Below are 14,355 nucleotides of genomic sequence, written 5' to 3'. Positions count from 1 at the left end.
GGGGACGCAGGCAGCCCCCGATTCACCTGACGTCCACTGTCCTTTTGTCCGGATGACGAGGGTGCGCGGGGGTTCAGGCGTTGTCACCGCCGTCGTACGGGGCCGCTGTTCCCGACGCGGGTGCGGTACGGGTCGCAGTCCATCGGGTTCAACGTGTCCGTGTCGCTGTTCGGCGGGACGACGCCGCTGGTGGTGACGGCGCTGATCGGTGCGACCGGGAACATGATGATGCCCGCCCACCACATGATGGCCGCCGCGGTCGTCGGTGGGTTCGCGGTGTGGCGGATGTCGGAGTCGGCGGGGCGCCCGCTGCCGGGTTCCGCCCCGGCGGTAGAGGGCCGGTAGCCGCCGCGGGGGCGCGGGGCGTGGCGCCGGGCGCGACACCGTGGAGGCCGGTCGCGCGGTTCCCCGCGCCCCTTGGGGGAGCCCCGGTTCCGGAACCGGAACCCCACGGGCCTCGTCTCTCCCCTGCGTAACCGCAACACGGGGGACGGGACATGCGCAGAATCCGAGCCGCACGCGTACTCGCGGTCGTACTCACACTCCTCGGCATCCAGCTCACCTGGTTCCTCTCGCCCGCATGGGCCTGCGGCTGCGGCGCCATGGTCGTGGACCCCGCCCAGCAGATCGCGGTGTCCGACGAGCAGTCCGTCCTGCGCTGGGACGGCCGCCAGGAGCAGATCGTCATGCGGCTGACCGTCACCGGCGACGCCCACCGCGCCGCCTGGATCATGCCCGTCCCGCACCGTGCCACCGTCCGCCTCGCCGACCCCGCCGTCTTCGACCAGCTGGCACGGGCCGTCGCGCCGGTGCACCGCACCCGGCACCACTTCTGGCCGCGAGGCGGCGACTGGCCCTTCGACGACCACGCGGACGGCGCCGCGGCCGCACCGGCGCCCGGTGCCGGTGCCGTGGGCGTCGTCGGACGGCAGCGGCTCGGCCCGTTCGACGTGGCACGGCTGACCGCGACCGACCCGGCGGCCCTGGAGGACTGGCTGCGCGCGAACGGCTTCGCACTCCCCGCCCGCCTGAGGACGGCCCTCCGACCGTACGTGGCGGAACACTGGGAGTACGTGGCCGTCCGCCTCGCCCCGGACGCCGAGGGCACGGCCCTCGCGGGCGCCCTCGACCCGCTCCACCTCACCTTCGCCGCCGACCGCCCCGTCTACCCGATGCGCCTGTCCCGGCTGGCGAGCACCCCGCAGTCGCTCGGCCTGTACGTCCTCGCCGCCCACCGCATGGAGCCGAGCACGTCGATCGGCGGTCTCCCGCCCCGCACGGTCTTCGCCGGCCGCCTCGACGCCCCGCGCGGAGCCCTCGGCACCCTCGCCCACGGGGCGCCGTACCTGACCGCGCTCACCCAGCGGTTCCCGCAGCCCGCCCGCATCTCGGGCGACCACGAGCTGCGCCGGGCCGGTACGGACACCCCGGTGCGGCAGGTGATCGACGACGAGGAGCTGGACCGGATCGCGGGCGTCCCGGCCTGGCTGCTCACGGTCGCCGGCCTCGCCGTACTGCTCGCGGCCGCGATCGCCGTCGTGGTCGTACGGCGCTCACGGCGCCCGGTGCTCCCGCCACCGCCCGTCTCCCCTCCCCCTCCCCTCGTCTGATCCCCCGACCCCGACCGATTCCTCTCCCTTCCCCGCGCCCCAACTGAGATGATCGGAGGCGGCAGCGGGCCAGCGGCCTCGGCAGGCACTCGGGAAAGGCGGCAGGCGCATGAGCGGGCAGCAGCTCTGGGACGACGTCGACGACTACTTCATCAGCAACCTCTCGCCCGACGACGAGGCACTGCGGGCGGCCCTGCGGGAGAACGACGCCGCGGGGCTGCCGCCCATCGGGGTCACCGCGGCCCAGGGAAAGCTGCTCCAGCTGCTCGCCCAGGTGCAGGGCGCGCGCACCATCCTGGAGATCGGCACGCTCGGCGGTTACAGCACGATCTGGCTGGCCCGCGCGCTGCCCGAGGACGGCAGGCTGGTCACGCTGGAGTACAGCGCCCGGCACGCCGAGGTGGCCACCCGCAACATCGCCCGCGCGGGCCTGGACCGGATCGCGGAGGTGCGGGTGGGCCCGGCCCTGGAGTCGCTGCCCAAGCTCGCCGACGAGAACCCGGCCCCCTTCGACCTGGTCTTCATCGACGCGGACAAGGCCAACAACGCCCACTACGTGGAGTGGGCGCTGCGCCTCACCCGCGCGGGCAGCCTGATCGTCCTGGACAACGTGGTGCGCGGCGGCCGCGTCGCCGACCCGGACAGCACCGAGCCGGACGTGGTCGGCACCCGTGACGCGATCGAGCTGATCTCCTCCCACCCGAGGCTCAGCGGCACGGCCATCCAGACGGTCGGTACCAAGGGCTACGACGGCTTCGCGCTCGCCCGCGTGCTGGGCTGACCTTCGTACCGGCCCGCTTCTCAAACCTCGTGGTAGAAGCCGACGTTGACGCTGCGGGGCGCCGTGCGGTCCTGGACGACGATCTCGCCCGAGCCCCCGCGCGGAAGCGGCACCGTCGCGCCGTAGACCAGGAGCTGTACGGACTCCCCGGCCGTCAGCCGCACCTCGGACGCCGGGTCGGGCTGGGAGCCGCGCAGCCAGGTCACCCGCCAGGCGCCGTCGGCCCCGCAGGAGAACTCCAGGTGGACGCGGGAGACGAACAGCCACTCCTCGGGGGTGACCAGCCGGCACGCGGCGGCGTCCCGGCCGACCCGCAGCACCGCGCCCGGCTCGCTCGGCGCCTCCGCCATCGTCATGCCGGCGGTGGCCCCCGCGTCGGCCGCGGACACGGCGGCCATGGTGAGTTCGAGCACCTGCGTTCCCCCTGAAACGTCGTTGCGCGACGGGCGGTTGCCCTGCGCGCCGCCGCCGCATGATAGAACGCCCCGCCGGACCGCGTCCGGCACAATGGGGTCATGACCGAGCGAAAGCCACCCGGCGTGCCGTTCGAGAGCTGGGTCGACAAACAGATCCAGGACGCGCAGGCACGCGGCGAGTTCGAGCAGTTGCCCGGAGTGGGCGAGCCGTTGCCCGCCGAGATCGACTCCACGTACGACGAACTGTGGTGGGTCAAGCGGAAGATGGCGCGCGAGGGCCTCGCGGTGCTGCCGCCCGCGCTGGCCCTGCGCAAGGAGGCCGAGGACGCGCTGGCGGCGGCGTACGCGGCCCCCTCGGAGCGGATCGCCCGGAAGATCATCGAGGACGTCAACGTCAAGATCCGCGACATGATGTTCAAGCCGCCGCCGGGTCCCCCACTGGGGAAGAAGCCGTACGACGTGGAGGAGGTCGTACGGGAGCGGCGGCGGCTCAGGGGGCCGGACGGCGCCTGACGCGCTAGAAGTGCAGCAGCCGTCCCGCCAGGTCCCGGTAGTCCCGCAGCGCCAGCCGCAGCTGCTCGGTGTCGGCCTCGTTCGCCGGTCCCTGCTCCCCGGTGTCCGCCCAGGACGTCCGCAGGGAGCGGCGGCGCCGGTTCACGGCCTCGCCGAACCGCGTGGCGATCTCCTCCAGCGCCCGGTCGGCCTCCTCCACGGCCACCCGGGGCCGGTCCACGAACCCGGCCGCCACCTGCCGCATCCGCTGCTCCCACCGCTCGGCCTCCTCGTGCGGCAGCAGCGGGGCTCCGGCGCCCGACGGAGCCCGGGTGACCCCCGGTGCCGTCGGCCAGGCGTCCGGCGCGGTGCCCTCGGTGGTGCCCGCCTCCCGTGCGGTGACGTCACCGGGTGAGGGCGCGCCGAGACCGTCGTCCGGCATCCGCGCCGTGTCCGGGGCGGGCGCGGGCGTACCCAGGTCGGGCCCGCCGCCCGCGGTCGTCGAGCGGTCCCGGCCGGCCGCCGCGCCCGAGGGGCCGGCGGTGCCGCGGTCGTCGATCCCCGCGGGGCCGGGCGGCGGGGGCGGCCGGACCCCGCGCGGCTCGCCCGGCATCCGCTCCCCGGGCGCCCGATCCCCCGGTTGCAGCCGCTCCCCCCGCGCCGGTCGTCCCATCGGCCGCTCGCCCGGCTCCAGGGGCTCGGTCTGCTCGGCCTCCGGCACCCACTCGTCGTCCGGCGGACGGGCGTAGCGGCCCGTGGGGAACCGCTCGTCACCGGGTCCGTTCCTCCTGTCCGGCATGGTTCTCGTCCCTTCTCGGTAGTCGGGCCCTCCGGCCCGGCGGTCAGGAGCGCCGTCCGGCCAGCGGCGGCTCAGGCCGCCCGGTGCCGGCCGGACGTCGAGGCGCCGCCGCCGACGCCGGTCAGCTCGTCGAAGAGTTCGTGCGCGCCGACCAGGGCCGACCGCATCTCCTCGGTCCCGGTGCCCGTGCCGCCCGCCCCGGCGGCCCGTGCCATCCGGTGTACCCGGCGGTAGCCGTCGACGTGGTCGGCGTGGTGCACGGACAGCGCGGCGAGCTGCTCGTCGTAGCGGCCGCCGCCGGGGTAGCCGCGCACCTGGGCGACCTCCCCGAGCAGCTGGTCGGCCTCGGCCACCGCCTGCCGCGGGGACTCCACGAAATGTTCCTGGACGCTCGCCCAGCGGGCGGTGTAACGGTCCCGCTCCTCGCGGGAGAGGGGCCGCTCGCGCAGGTCGCCGTGGCGTTCGACGCGTTCGTTCAGCTCGCGTTCGGCGGCCCGTTTGTCCCCGTCGTGGGCGGCCACGGTCCGCTCGTACTCGGGACCGAAGCGCCGCTTCAGACCGGGACCGCCGCCGCTGCGGTGGCCGATCAGCAAGGTGACCAGCGCGGCGACGACCACGAGTGCCACGATCACGACCAGCAAGATGATCAAGCCTGTGGACATGGTTGCCTTCCGCTCGGATCGCGGACCGGCCCGGCGGGCCGGTCTCCACCCGGGTCACCCGGAACCCCTTCCACAAACGGCACCGGGGCGGCCGGCGCGGAAAACCGTTCGGACCGCTCCGGGGCCCCGCCCCACAATGGCCCCCATGACGAAGTGGACGATCAGTCCGGAGGCCCCCGGCTCGCCGGTCGCCACCGCGCTCTGGCGGGCGTACTACACCGAGGTCAGCGACCGCTGGTACCTGCTGCACGAGGGCCACCGCACCGACCCGGCGGAGCTGGAGCGGGAGATCGCGGCCACCACGGGCGCCGAACTCACGCCGCCGACCGGCCGGTTGCTGGTGGGGTGGTACGGCGGTGAGGCGGCGGGCAGCGCGGGCGTACGGCTCCTGGAGCACGGGACCGCCGAGCTGACCCGGGTGTTCGTGGCCGAGGGCATGCGCGGCACGGGCGGCGCCGCGCTGCTGGTGACCGCGGCCGAGGAGGCCGCCCGCGCGCTCGGCGCCCGGCGGCTGGTCCTCGACACCCGCGGCGACCTGGTCGAGGCGCGCGCCCTGTACGCCCGCCTCGGCTACACCGAGACCGGCCCGCACAACCGCGACGAGTACGCCGAGCACTGGTTCCGCAAGGAGCTGGTCAACTGAGCCCGTGCCCGGAGGCCTTGTGCGGGCGCTCACGCTCGGCGCCGCACAGTTCGGCGGACAGTTCCCTGACCAGTTTCGGCAGGTCCGTGGAGCGGCCCGGTTGCCACCAGTCGCCGAGCAGCTCGGCCAGCGACTCCTCGCGGGCCACGGCGAGCCGTTCGGCGGCCTCGCGCCCGCTCGCTGTCAGGTACAGGTCCAGGCCCTGGCGTTCGGCCAGCCGCCGCTCCTCGACCTGGCGGGCGGCGTCGAGAACGGCCTCCAGCGGGACGGGGCTGCGCTCGGCGAGCACCCCGGGTTCGACGGAGCCGTTGCGGCGGATGCGCAGCAGCAGCCAGCTGGCCGCGGGCAGGAGGTCGTACCCCGCCCGCTCCGTGATGTCCCGGTAGACGTCGCGACGCCCCTCGCGGGTGCCGAGCACGGACAGGGCGCGGCACGCCTCGTCGTAGGAGGACCGCTCGACCGGGTTGGGCGCGAGGGTCTCGGAGGCGTCCGGCGCGGTGACCGAGCCGCGCAGCCGGTCCTCCTTCAGCAGCCACGCCAGCAGGAAGCCGAGGAGGGCGACGGGGGCGGCGTAGAGGAAGACGTCGGTGATGGACGACGCGTAGGCGTGCAGCGCGGCGGGGCGCACGGCCGGCGGCAGCCCCGCGATGCCGCGCGGGTCGGACTTGAGCGTGTCCGTGTTCACCCCGGGCGGCAGCGGGACGCCCGCGAGGGCGGCGGTGAGCTTGTCGCCCAGGCGGCTCGCGAAGACGGAGCCGAAGACGGCGACGCCGAAGGAGGCGCCGATGGAGCGGAAGAAGGTGGCCCCGGAGGTGGCCACGCCCAGATCCTCGTACGAGACGGCGTTCTGCACGATCAGCACCAGGACCTGCATGACCAGGCCGAGGCCGAGGCCGAAGACGAAGAAGTAGGCGCTCATCTCGGCGGTGGGGCTGGTCTCGTCCAGCCGGTGCAGCAGGAGCAGCCCGATGGTGGTGACGGCGGTGCCGGTGACCGGGAAGACCTTCCAGCGGCCGGTGCGGCTGACGATCTGCCCGGAGACCGTGGAGGACAGCAGCAGCCCGACGACCATCGGCAGCATGTACACACCGGACATGGTCGGGGAGACGCCGTGCACGACCTGGAGGAAGGTCGGCAGATAGGTCATCGCGCCGAACATGGCGAAGCCGACGATGAAGCTGATGGCGGCGGCGAGGGTGAAGGTGCGGATGCCGAACAGCCCCGGCGGCAGCACCGGTTCGGCCGCCCGGCGCTCCACGGCCACGAACACGGCCGCGAGCAGCACGCCGAGCACCGCGAGCGCGGTGATCTGTGGCGAGCCCCAGGCCCAGGTGATGCCGCCGAGCGAGGCCACGAGGACCAGGCAGGTGGCGACGCAGGCGATCAGGAAGGTGCCGAGGTAGTCGATGACGTGGCGCTCGCCGCGCACCGGTGTGTGCAGGGCGGCGGCGATCGCCGCGAGCGCCACGATGCCGACGGGCAGATTGACGTAGAACACCCAGCGCCAGCTCAGATGCTCGGTGAACAGCCCGCCCAGCAGCGGTCCGAGCACGCTGGTCGTACCGAACACGGCTCCGAACAGGCCCTGGTAGCGGCCCCGGTCGCGGGGCGGCACGATGTCGCCGACGATGGCCATCGACAGCACCATCAGCCCGCCGCCGCCCAGGCCCTGGAGCGCGCGGAAGCCGATCAGCTGGGGCATGTCCCGCGCCATGCCGCACAGCGCCGAGCCGACCAGGAAGATCACGATGGCGGTCTGGAACAGCTTCTTGCGCCCGTACTGGTCGCCGAGCTTGCCCCACAGCGGGGTCGCGGCGGTCGAGGCCAGCAGATAGGCGGTCACCACCCAGGACAGGTGCTCAAGTCTGCCGAGGTCGCTGACGATGGTGGGCAACGCGGTCGACACGATGGTCTGGTCGAGCGCGGCGAGCAGCAGCCCGAGGAGCAGCGCCCCGATCGGGACGAACACGCCACGCGCCACGCGCTCGTCCCCGCTCACGTCCTTCGCCGCACCGTGCGCGTCCAGGACCATGGGGACCTCCCGGGGCTGGGGGCTGGGATGTCACCTCCCATCCTGGTCGGTGTCACCGTTTGCGGCCTGTCGAGTCCTGCGGATGGGGAGGGAATGGGCCTACCCTGTGTGGCTTCGGCGGACTTTCGGGGCCGCGAAGGCTTCACGGGCTGCCGGAGGTCCGGGGCTCGCAGGGGCTGCCGGAGGTCCGGGGCCCGCAAGGGCTGCCGGGGGTTCCGGGGGCGGCCGGGGGTTTCCAGGGGAGGGGACGAACGTGACCGGGGAGAAGGGCACGGCCTGCCCGGAGTGCGGCACACCGAGGGGCGCGGGGGGCGCCCCGGCCTGCGACTGCACCGCGCGCACGGCCGAGGCGCTGCACCGGACGCGCACGGCGGAGGCGGCAGCGGCGGAGGACTTCGACCCGCTGCGCATCCGGCCCTACGTGGACGTGGGGCCCGGGGACGGCGAGGACGTCGGGCCCGCCGAGACCACGGTGCCGCTGCGCCCGGTGGCGGGGGCCGCCGTACGGCTCTTCGCGGAGGGCTCCCGCGAGCCCGAGCCCCCCGAGGAGCCGCAGGTGCTTCGGGGGCACGGCCGGCGCCGCCGGTTGCGCCGTACGGCGTCGATCGCCGCCGCGGGCGCGGGCGCGGCGGCCCTCGCGGCGACCGGTCTCGCGCTGTTCTCCTACCACTCGCCGACCCGGGACGACGCGGCCCCGGAGGTCAGGGAGAGCGTCCCGGACGTGCCGCCGCCGGTTACGGCGACCCCCTCGGCGCACGGCGCCTCCGGCCCCTCCCGGTCGACCGCGCGATCAGCGCCCCTGCCCCCGCGGAGCCCCTCGGCCGCCCCGGCCCGGTCGTCCGCTCCGCCACCGACACCGACCCCGACCCCGAGCCGTGCGCCGGCCCGCAGCCCCTCCCCCACCGCCTCCGCACCGGACACCCCGGCGAGCGCGGCGGTCCTCGAACGCGGGGACTCCGGCCCGCAGGTCACCGAACTCCAGTACCGGCTGTGGCAGTTGAACCTGTACGAGGGTGACATCGACGGCGTCTACACGCGCCGCGTGGAGTACGCCGTCAGCACGTACCAGGCGGCCCGGGGCGTCCAGGACGACCCCCCGGGGGTGTACGGACCGCGGACGCGGGCGAGCCTGGAGGCGGAGACGTCGGGGCCGTGAGCCCGCGCACCCCGGCCGGCGGCGCGGCCGTCAGCCGATGCGCAGCCGGATCCCGCCGCCCGGCAGGCCCTCCACCCGCACCCGGGTGAGGTCCGGCACGACGACGTCGGGACCATGGGCGGCCGCCCGGGGCCCGACCCCCACCACGGTCATCCCCGCGGCCCGCCCCGCCGCGATGCCCGCGCCGGAGTCCTCGAAGACGACGCACTCGGCCGGGGCGACACCCAGTTCGGCCGCGCCCTTGAGGAATCCCTCCGGGTCCGGCTTGCTCGCGCCGACCGACTCGGCGGTGACGCGGACCTCGGGCAGCGGCAGCCCGGCGGCGCGCACACGGGCGGTGGACAGGCCGACGTCCGCCGAGGTCACCAGGGCGTGCGGCAGCTCACGGAGCGCGGCGAGGAAGGCGGCCGCGCCGGCGATCTCGACCACGCCGTCCATGTCGGCGGTCTCCTCGGCGAGCATGCGCGCGTTCTCGGCGAGGTTCTGCTCCACGGGCCGGTCGGGCAGCAGCGCGGCCATGGTGGCGTGCCCCTGCCGGCCGTGGACGACCTTCATCACCGCGTCGCCGTCCAGCCCGTGCCGCCCGGCCCAGCGCCGCCAGACCCGTTCGACCACCGCGTCCGAGTTGACGAGGGTGCCGTCCATGTCGAGCAGCAGGGCGCGGGTGTCGAGGACAGTGCGGGCGGGCGTGGGGGTGGCCGTCATCGGCGGTGGCTCCAGGAACGAGAGGCCCCGCACCGACGATGCGGGGAGGGACAAGGCGGCCCCGCCCGCCGGTCAGGGAAAACGGGCGGGAGCCACTTTGTTTTCCTACGGTACAAAACCCGACGCCCTTCCCGCCACCACCCACGGCGATGATTCACCTGACGTTCAGCTCAGCCCGCGACCGCCTCGTACAGGCTCCAGGCGCCGAGGCCCAGCATCAGCAGCGCCGCGATCTGCGTGATCAGCCGCAGCGGCACCTTCTTCATCAGGGCCTTTCCGCCCACGATGCCGAGTCCGGCGACGGCCCACAGGCCGAGCACCGCGCCGAGGCCGACGGAGATCGGGTCGTCGTAGCGGGCGGCGAGGTTGGCGGTCATGATCTGGGTGAGGTCACCGAACTCGGCGACCAGGATGAGCATGAAGCCGGTGCCCGCGACCTTCCAGAAGGTCTGGTCGGCGGGCTTCTTGATCTCTTCCTCCTCCTCGCCCTTGCCGAACAGCAGCATCGCGGCGCCGCCGAGGAAGAGCAGGCCGGTGACGGCGTGCACGAGGCGCTGGGGCAACAGGGTGAGCACACTGCCGGCCGCGACGGCGAGCACGACGTGCACCAGGAAGGCGGCGGCGACGCCCGCGAAGACGTAACCCGCGCGGTAGCGGGTGCCGAGGACGAGGCCGGCGAGCGCGGTCTTGTCCGGCAGTTCGGCGAGGAAGATGACGCCGAAGACGAGCGCCGTCACGGTGATGCTGATCAAGGGTCCTCAATCGGTCGGGGCCGCCCCGCCGAGAGTGTGCTGCTTGCTGCGAGAACACCTCGGCACGGCAGCGCACTCGGCGTCCGCGCCGGGACGGGCGGACGTGCACTGCTTGCCGAAGGTCTCGCTGGGCGGTACCGAGGGTCCGCCTCCGGGCGCCGGCTCAGGCTGGCTGAGCAGTATGTCGACGGTCCGGCGAAGAGCTACTCCCCTTCTGCGGCTCCCATGATACGGGACGGCAAAGTCCGGTCCGGAAACCTTGCCTTGACATGCCCACGTCACTAACTTCTTACCGGGCGCTCACCTTCCGGAAAGACCACGCCGCGAGCATTCCCTGACTCGTGGCCCAATACCCCACCCCCACAAGGGAGTTCTCCGCATGTCCAAGTTCTACGCGCGTCGACGCCTCAGCGTACTCGCCGGCGTCACCGGAATGATCGCCACCGCCGCGCTCTTCAACTCCCCCACCGCCTCCGCCGCCCTGCCCACGCCGGTCTCCGGGGCGACCGCCCGCAGCTACCTCTCCCAGCTCACCGTCGCCACCGAGGACCGCACCGGCTACAGCCGCGACAAGTTCCCGACGTGGATCACGATCGAGGGCACGTGCAACACCCGCGAGTGGATCCTCAAGCGGGACGGCTCCAACGTCGTCACCGACTCCGCGTGCACCGCCACCAGCGGCAGCTGGTACTCGCCGTACGACGGCGCGACCTGGACCGCCGCGTCCGACGTGGACATCGACCACCTCGTGCCGCTGGCCGAGGCCTGGGACTCCGGGGCGAGCAAGTGGACCACGGCCCAGCGCCAGGCGTTCGCCAACGACGTCACCCGCCCCCAGCTCCTCGCCGTCACGGACAACGTCAACCAGTCCAAGGGCGACCAGGACCCGGCCACCTGGATCCCGTCCCGCACCGCGTACGTCTGCACCTACGTCCGCGCCTGGGTGCAGGTGAAGTACTACTACAACCTGTCCGTCGACCCGGCGGAGAAGACCGCGCTGCAGAACGACCTCGCGAGCTGCTGAGCCGAGCACCGTCGGCATCGCCGAGAAGAGCCCGGCCGGCTCCGGCCGGGCTCCACGGCGTCCCGGCACCTCGCGGCCGGACGGGGATCACGGCGGCCCCGGGGGACCCGGCACCGCCGCCGCGCCCTCAGGCGACCGGACGGCGTCGCATCAGATACCCCGCCGCCGCGCCCGCCCCGAACAGCGCGGCCAGCGACACTCCCGTCGCCAGCCAGGTGGCACCGAGCCAGCGGGCGCCGAAGTAGCCGAGGGCGACGCTGTAGGCGGCCCAGGAGAGGCCGGCCAGGGCGGACCAGGGGAGGAAGTCGCGGGCCCGGCGGTGGGCGGCGCCGGCACAGAAGGAGACGACCGAGCGCCCCGCGGGGGCGAAGCGGGCGAGGACGACCAGCGCGCCGCCGCCCCGGGCGAGGGCGTCGCCGAGACGTTCCTGCGCGGTGGTCAGCCGCCGGGAGCGGGCTATCGCGCGGTCGAGCCGCTCCCCGCCCCGCCAGGCCAGCCGGTAGGCCACCAGGTCACCGAGGACCGAGGCCGCCGCCGCCAGGAGGACCAGGGCCAGCAGGTCCGGCACCCCGTGCGGGACCCGGCCGGTCGCCGCGGTCGCCGCGCCCGAGCCCGCCGCCGCTGCCGTGCCCGCCGTGATGACGAGCACACCGCTCGGCAGCACCGGCAGGAACACGTCGAGCAGCACGGACAGGGACACCACGGCATAGATCCACGGTCCGGCCGCCAGCGACCCCACACTCTCGAACACGTCTTCTCCTGACACTTCCCCCGATGACAGCCGTACAGCGTACGCCGAAGGTGTGACAGGAGGTGCGCGGGGGGCTACGGAACCGGCCGGACACGACGGTGCCCTTCCCCGGTCCGACCGGGGAAGGGCACCGGGGGGAACGTCACGCGGCCACCGGGGCCTGCTCCGCGACGGGCTCACCCTGGCCCGTCGCACGCCGGGCGAAGAGCCGGTCGAGACCGAAGGCGCCGGAGCCGGTGAACACCAGCAGCAGGAAGGCCCAGCAGAACATGACGGCCGGCTCGCCGCCGTTCTGGATGGGCATCAGCGCGTGCTGCTGGTGGATGTCGAAGTAGGCGAACGCCATCGAACCCGAGGCGATCAGCGCGGCACCGCGGGTGCCGAGGCCGACCAGCACCAGGGCGCCGGCCACCAACTGGATCACGGCCGCGTACCAGCCGGGCCAGGTGCCGGCCGCGACGGTGCCGCCGTGGGTGCCCATCGCCCCGCCGAGGACACCGAAGAGCGAGGCGGCGCCGTGCGCGGTGAAGAGCAGGCCGACGACGATGCGGAACAGTCCGAGGACATAGGGCTGCGCGGTGCTGAAGCGAGCGGAAGGCATGGGGAGGTGACCCTCTCGGTGTCGGACGAGCCCGCCGGGGACAGGCGGGCCGGTGGGGGCGGCGGTACCGAATGGAAGCCCCAGGTTAGGAGTGCCTCACCAATACTTGCAAGTTCAACTTTTGGCCAACGTTCCGCTTCTGGTGAGGGCCCCGCCCCTGACCCGACGGCATGTAGGGTCGCATGCGGAACCGCGCCGCAGCCCGAGAACATGACCGAATCCGCCCTTGGCCGACCGGCCCGATCGCCCACCCGACGCTACGGACGCGGTGTTACGGCCGTTCTTCCGCCGCCTCAACGGCGGGTGACGCGTGCCCGCGCACCCGCAACCCGCCGAGCAGTTCGGCGGTGGCGCGGGCCACGGCCTCCACGGCGGCGTCGAAGACCTCACGGTTGTGGGCGGCGGGGGCACGGAAGCCCGAGACCTTGCGCACGTACTGCAGCGCGGCGGCGTGGATGTCCTCCTCCGTGGCCTCACCGGGCAGCACGGGCGGACGCAGCGTCTTGATACTCCGGCACATGCCCTCAGTCTCACGCGGCGGCCGGAGCGGCGAGAGGGCACCAGGGGCGGGCGGCAAAAAGAAAGGGCAAGGAAGTCACCGGACTCCTCGCCACTCTCAACGTATAGCGCACGGGGGGCCTTGCGGCAAGGCCCCCCTGATGGCGCAGAATCGCCCGCCTGGCCCGGAAGCCGCCGAAACGGGGAGCTGCGAGACGTGCGTGTGCTGTTGTCGACCTACGGGTCGCGTGGAGATGTCGAACCGCTGGTGGGGCTCGCGGTGCGGCTGCGGGAGCGCGGCGCCGGGGTGCGGGTGTGCGCCCCGCCCGACGAGGACTTCGCGCGCCGCCTGGCCGAGGTGGACGTCCCCCTGGTCCCGGTGGGCCGCTCGGCCCGCGCCCTCACCAAGGCGGCACCCCCGCCGTCCTCCCTGCCCGAGCGAGCGGCCCTGGTGATCGCCGACCAGTTCGAAACCGTGGGTGCGGCGGCGGAGGGCTGCGCCGCGGTGGTGGCCACGGGCATGCTGCCCGCCGCGGCCGGCGCCCTCTCGGTCGCCGAGCGGCTCGGCGTCCCGGCCGTGTCGGTGACCTTCCAGCAGCTGACCCTGCCGTCCCCGCGGCGCCGGCCGCTCGCCTACCCGGGCCGGCCGTTCCCGCCGGAGGTGACCGACCCGGGCGAGCTGTGGGACCTGGACGCCCGCCACATCAACGAGTTGTTCGCCCCGGCGCTCAACGCACAGCGGACGGCGCACGGTCTGGCCCCGGTGGACGACGTACGCGCCCATGTCCTCGGCGCGCGGCCGTGGTTGGCGACGGACCCGGTGCTCGATCCCTGGGAGCCGACGCCGGGACTCGACGTCGTACAGACGGGCGCGTGGTTCCTGCCGGACCCACGCCCGCTCCCCGAAGGGCTGGAGGCGTTCCTGGCGGCCGGTCCGCCCCCGGTGTACGTCGGCTTCGGCAGCATGCCGATGCACGGCTGCGCCGACATCGCCCGGGTGGCCGTCGACGCGGTCCGCGCCCACGGCCACCGCGCGGTCCTGTCCCACGGCTGGGCCGACCTCGCGGCGGCCGACGGCCATCCCGACTGCTTCACGGTGGGCGAGGTCAACCATCAGGCGCTCTTCCGGCGGGTGGCGGCGGTCGTCCACCACGGCGGCGCGGGTACGACGACGACGGCGGCGCGCGCGGGAACGCCGCAGGTGGTGGTCCCCCAGCTGGCGGACCAGCCGTACTGGGCGAGCCGGGTGGCCGCCCTGGGCGTCGGCGCGGCTCACGACGGCCCGGTGCCCACGTACGCGTCCTTGTCGCAGGCGCTGGGAAGGGCCCTGGCCCCGGAGACGGCGGCTCGGGCGGCGGAACTGGCCGCGAGGGTCGGCACGGACGGGGCGACGGTGGCGGCGGAGTCGCTTGTGCCCTTAGCCCGCTGAGGCG

At 74.2% G+C, this 14,355-nt stretch carries 16 protein-coding genes and 1 pseudogene; 8 read left to right on the top strand and 9 right to left on the bottom strand.

The window, feature by feature from the left end:
• Positions 1-105: 105 nt before the first annotated feature.
• From ACWDD7_RS22470 to ACWDD7_RS22460, 3 genes and pseudogenes are all read left to right on the top strand, one after another.
• Positions 106-345: pseudogene (locus ACWDD7_RS22470) on the top strand (MFS transporter); the annotation flags it as partial.
• A gap of 152 nt (positions 346-497) precedes the next feature.
• The gene (locus tag ACWDD7_RS22465; RefSeq protein WP_351877991.1) at positions 498-1,610 is read left to right on the top strand and encodes a DUF2330 domain-containing protein; all 1,113 of its coding nucleotides are present in this window, start codon (positions 498-500) and stop codon (positions 1,608-1,610) included.
• Positions 1,611-1,719: 109 nt separating this feature from the next.
• Positions 1,720-2,391 (top strand): O-methyltransferase, encoded by a 672-nt coding sequence (locus ACWDD7_RS22460; RefSeq protein WP_351877989.1) that lies wholly within the window; start codon positions 1,720-1,722, stop codon positions 2,389-2,391.
• Between the two features lie 20 nt (positions 2,392-2,411).
• Here the strand turns inward: ACWDD7_RS22460 and ACWDD7_RS22455 are convergent, their stop codons facing one another.
• On the bottom strand, positions 2,412-2,804 hold the full coding sequence (locus tag ACWDD7_RS22455; RefSeq protein ID WP_351877987.1) for an FHA domain-containing protein: 393 nt from the start codon (positions 2,802-2,804) through the stop codon (positions 2,412-2,414).
• A 102-nt stretch (positions 2,805-2,906) separates the two neighbouring features.
• Here ACWDD7_RS22455 and ACWDD7_RS22450 point away from each other — a divergent pair, with 102 nt between their 5' ends.
• The gene (locus ACWDD7_RS22450; protein ID WP_351877985.1) at positions 2,907-3,320 is read left to right on the top strand and encodes a DnaJ family domain-containing protein; all 414 of its coding nucleotides are present in this window, start codon (positions 2,907-2,909) and stop codon (positions 3,318-3,320) included.
• Between the two features lie 4 nt (positions 3,321-3,324).
• On the opposite strand, the gene ACWDD7_RS22445 is transcribed toward ACWDD7_RS22450, so the two are convergent.
• Both ACWDD7_RS22445 and ACWDD7_RS22440 read right to left on the bottom strand, forming a co-directional pair.
• Positions 3,325-4,098, bottom strand: coding sequence for a hypothetical protein (locus ACWDD7_RS22445; protein ID WP_450458634.1), 774 nt, complete (start codon positions 4,096-4,098; stop codon positions 3,325-3,327).
• Between the two features lie 71 nt (positions 4,099-4,169).
• Positions 4,170-4,760, bottom strand: a complete 591-nt coding sequence (locus ACWDD7_RS22440) for a hypothetical protein (RefSeq protein ID WP_450458633.1) — start codon at positions 4,758-4,760, stop codon at positions 4,170-4,172.
• A 136-nt stretch (positions 4,761-4,896) separates the two neighbouring features.
• Here ACWDD7_RS22440 and ACWDD7_RS22435 point away from each other — a divergent pair, with 136 nt between their 5' ends.
• Positions 4,897-5,403: a GNAT family N-acetyltransferase gene (locus tag ACWDD7_RS22435; RefSeq protein ID WP_450458632.1), complete on the top strand. Its 507-nt coding sequence runs from the start codon at positions 4,897-4,899 to the stop codon at positions 5,401-5,403.
• Here ACWDD7_RS22435 and ACWDD7_RS22430 read toward each other — a convergent pair.
• A complete protein-coding gene (locus ACWDD7_RS22430; protein ID WP_450458631.1) occupies positions 5,396-7,435 on the bottom strand; it encodes a DHA2 family efflux MFS transporter permease subunit in 2,040 nt (679 codons plus the stop codon). The two genes, ACWDD7_RS22435 and ACWDD7_RS22430, sit on opposite strands and share 8 nt — an antisense overlap.
• A 253-nt stretch (positions 7,436-7,688) precedes the next feature.
• On the opposite strand from ACWDD7_RS22430, the gene ACWDD7_RS22425 reads away from it, so the two are divergent.
• Positions 7,689-8,591, top strand: coding sequence for a peptidoglycan-binding protein (locus tag ACWDD7_RS22425; protein WP_450458629.1), 903 nt, complete (start codon positions 7,689-7,691; stop codon positions 8,589-8,591).
• Between the two features lie 30 nt (positions 8,592-8,621).
• Here ACWDD7_RS22425 and ACWDD7_RS22420 read toward each other — a convergent pair whose 3' ends face one another.
• Together ACWDD7_RS22420 and ACWDD7_RS22415 are read right to left on the bottom strand one after the other, a co-directional pair.
• Complete coding sequence (locus ACWDD7_RS22420) at positions 8,622-9,296, bottom strand: HAD-IA family hydrolase (RefSeq protein WP_450458628.1); 675 nt, start codon at positions 9,294-9,296, stop codon at positions 8,622-8,624.
• 170 nt (positions 9,297-9,466) lie between these two features.
• Entirely contained in the window at positions 9,467-10,048 is a 582-nt protein-coding gene (locus ACWDD7_RS22415) for a TMEM165/GDT1 family protein (RefSeq protein WP_351877971.1), read from the bottom strand.
• A gap of 379 nt (positions 10,049-10,427) precedes the next feature.
• Between ACWDD7_RS22415 and ACWDD7_RS22410 the strand changes: the two genes are divergently transcribed.
• Positions 10,428-11,072, top strand: a complete 645-nt coding sequence (locus ACWDD7_RS22410) for an HNH endonuclease family protein (protein ID WP_351877969.1) — start codon at positions 10,428-10,430, stop codon at positions 11,070-11,072.
• A gap of 127 nt (positions 11,073-11,199) precedes the next feature.
• On the opposite strand, the gene ACWDD7_RS22405 is transcribed toward ACWDD7_RS22410, so the two are convergent.
• From ACWDD7_RS22405 to ACWDD7_RS22395, 3 genes are all read right to left on the bottom strand, one after another.
• A complete protein-coding gene (locus tag ACWDD7_RS22405; RefSeq protein WP_351877968.1) occupies positions 11,200-11,823 on the bottom strand; it encodes a DedA family protein in 624 nt (207 codons plus the stop codon).
• A gap of 142 nt (positions 11,824-11,965) precedes the next feature.
• Entirely contained in the window at positions 11,966-12,424 is a 459-nt protein-coding gene (locus tag ACWDD7_RS22400) for a DoxX family protein (RefSeq protein ID WP_392215906.1), read from the bottom strand.
• 271 nt (positions 12,425-12,695) lie between these two features.
• Positions 12,696-12,944 (bottom strand): DUF2277 domain-containing protein, encoded by a 249-nt coding sequence (locus ACWDD7_RS22395; RefSeq protein ID WP_351877023.1) that lies wholly within the window; start codon positions 12,942-12,944, stop codon positions 12,696-12,698.
• Between the two features lie 201 nt (positions 12,945-13,145).
• Here ACWDD7_RS22395 and ACWDD7_RS22390 point away from each other — a divergent pair, with 201 nt between their 5' ends.
• The gene (locus ACWDD7_RS22390; protein WP_450458707.1) at positions 13,146-14,351 is read left to right on the top strand and encodes a glycosyltransferase; all 1,206 of its coding nucleotides are present in this window, start codon (positions 13,146-13,148) and stop codon (positions 14,349-14,351) included.
• The last annotated feature ends 4 nt before the right edge of the window (positions 14,352-14,355 follow it).

The sequence above is a fragment of the Streptomyces sp. NPDC001056 genome, from assembly GCF_053598955.1.
Note: the sequence above shows the minus strand (reverse complement) of the source record. Positions and strands in the feature narration are given on the sequence as shown.

Bases quoted from the DNA above. Each gene is read 5' to 3' on its own strand.
- ACWDD7_RS22460 (WP_351877989.1), top strand. From the start codon at position 1,720: ATGAGCGGGCAGCAGCTCTGGGACGACGTCGACGACTACTTCATCAGC.
- ACWDD7_RS22420 (WP_450458628.1), bottom strand. From the start codon at position 9,296: ATGACGGCCACCCCCACGCCCGCCCGCACTGTCCTCGACACCCGCGCC.
- ACWDD7_RS22400 (WP_392215906.1), bottom strand. From the start codon at position 12,424: ATGCCTTCCGCTCGCTTCAGCACCGCGCAGCCCTATGTCCTCGGACTG.
- ACWDD7_RS22435 (WP_450458632.1), top strand. From the start codon at position 4,897: ATGGCCCCCATGACGAAGTGGACGATCAGTCCGGAGGCCCCCGGCTCG.
- ACWDD7_RS22440 (WP_450458633.1), bottom strand. From the start codon at position 4,760: ATGTCCACAGGCTTGATCATCTTGCTGGTCGTGATCGTGGCACTCGTG.
- ACWDD7_RS22465 (WP_351877991.1), top strand. From the start codon at position 498: ATGCGCAGAATCCGAGCCGCACGCGTACTCGCGGTCGTACTCACACTC.
- ACWDD7_RS22410 (WP_351877969.1), top strand. From the start codon at position 10,428: ATGTCCAAGTTCTACGCGCGTCGACGCCTCAGCGTACTCGCCGGCGTC.
- ACWDD7_RS22445 (WP_450458634.1), bottom strand. From the start codon at position 4,098: ATGCCGGACAGGAGGAACGGACCCGGTGACGAGCGGTTCCCCACGGGC.
- ACWDD7_RS22395 (WP_351877023.1), bottom strand. From the start codon at position 12,944: ATGTGCCGGAGTATCAAGACGCTGCGTCCGCCCGTGCTGCCCGGTGAG.
- ACWDD7_RS22430 (WP_450458631.1), bottom strand. From the start codon at position 7,435: ATGGTCCTGGACGCGCACGGTGCGGCGAAGGACGTGAGCGGGGACGAG.
- ACWDD7_RS22450 (WP_351877985.1), top strand. From the start codon at position 2,907: ATGACCGAGCGAAAGCCACCCGGCGTGCCGTTCGAGAGCTGGGTCGAC.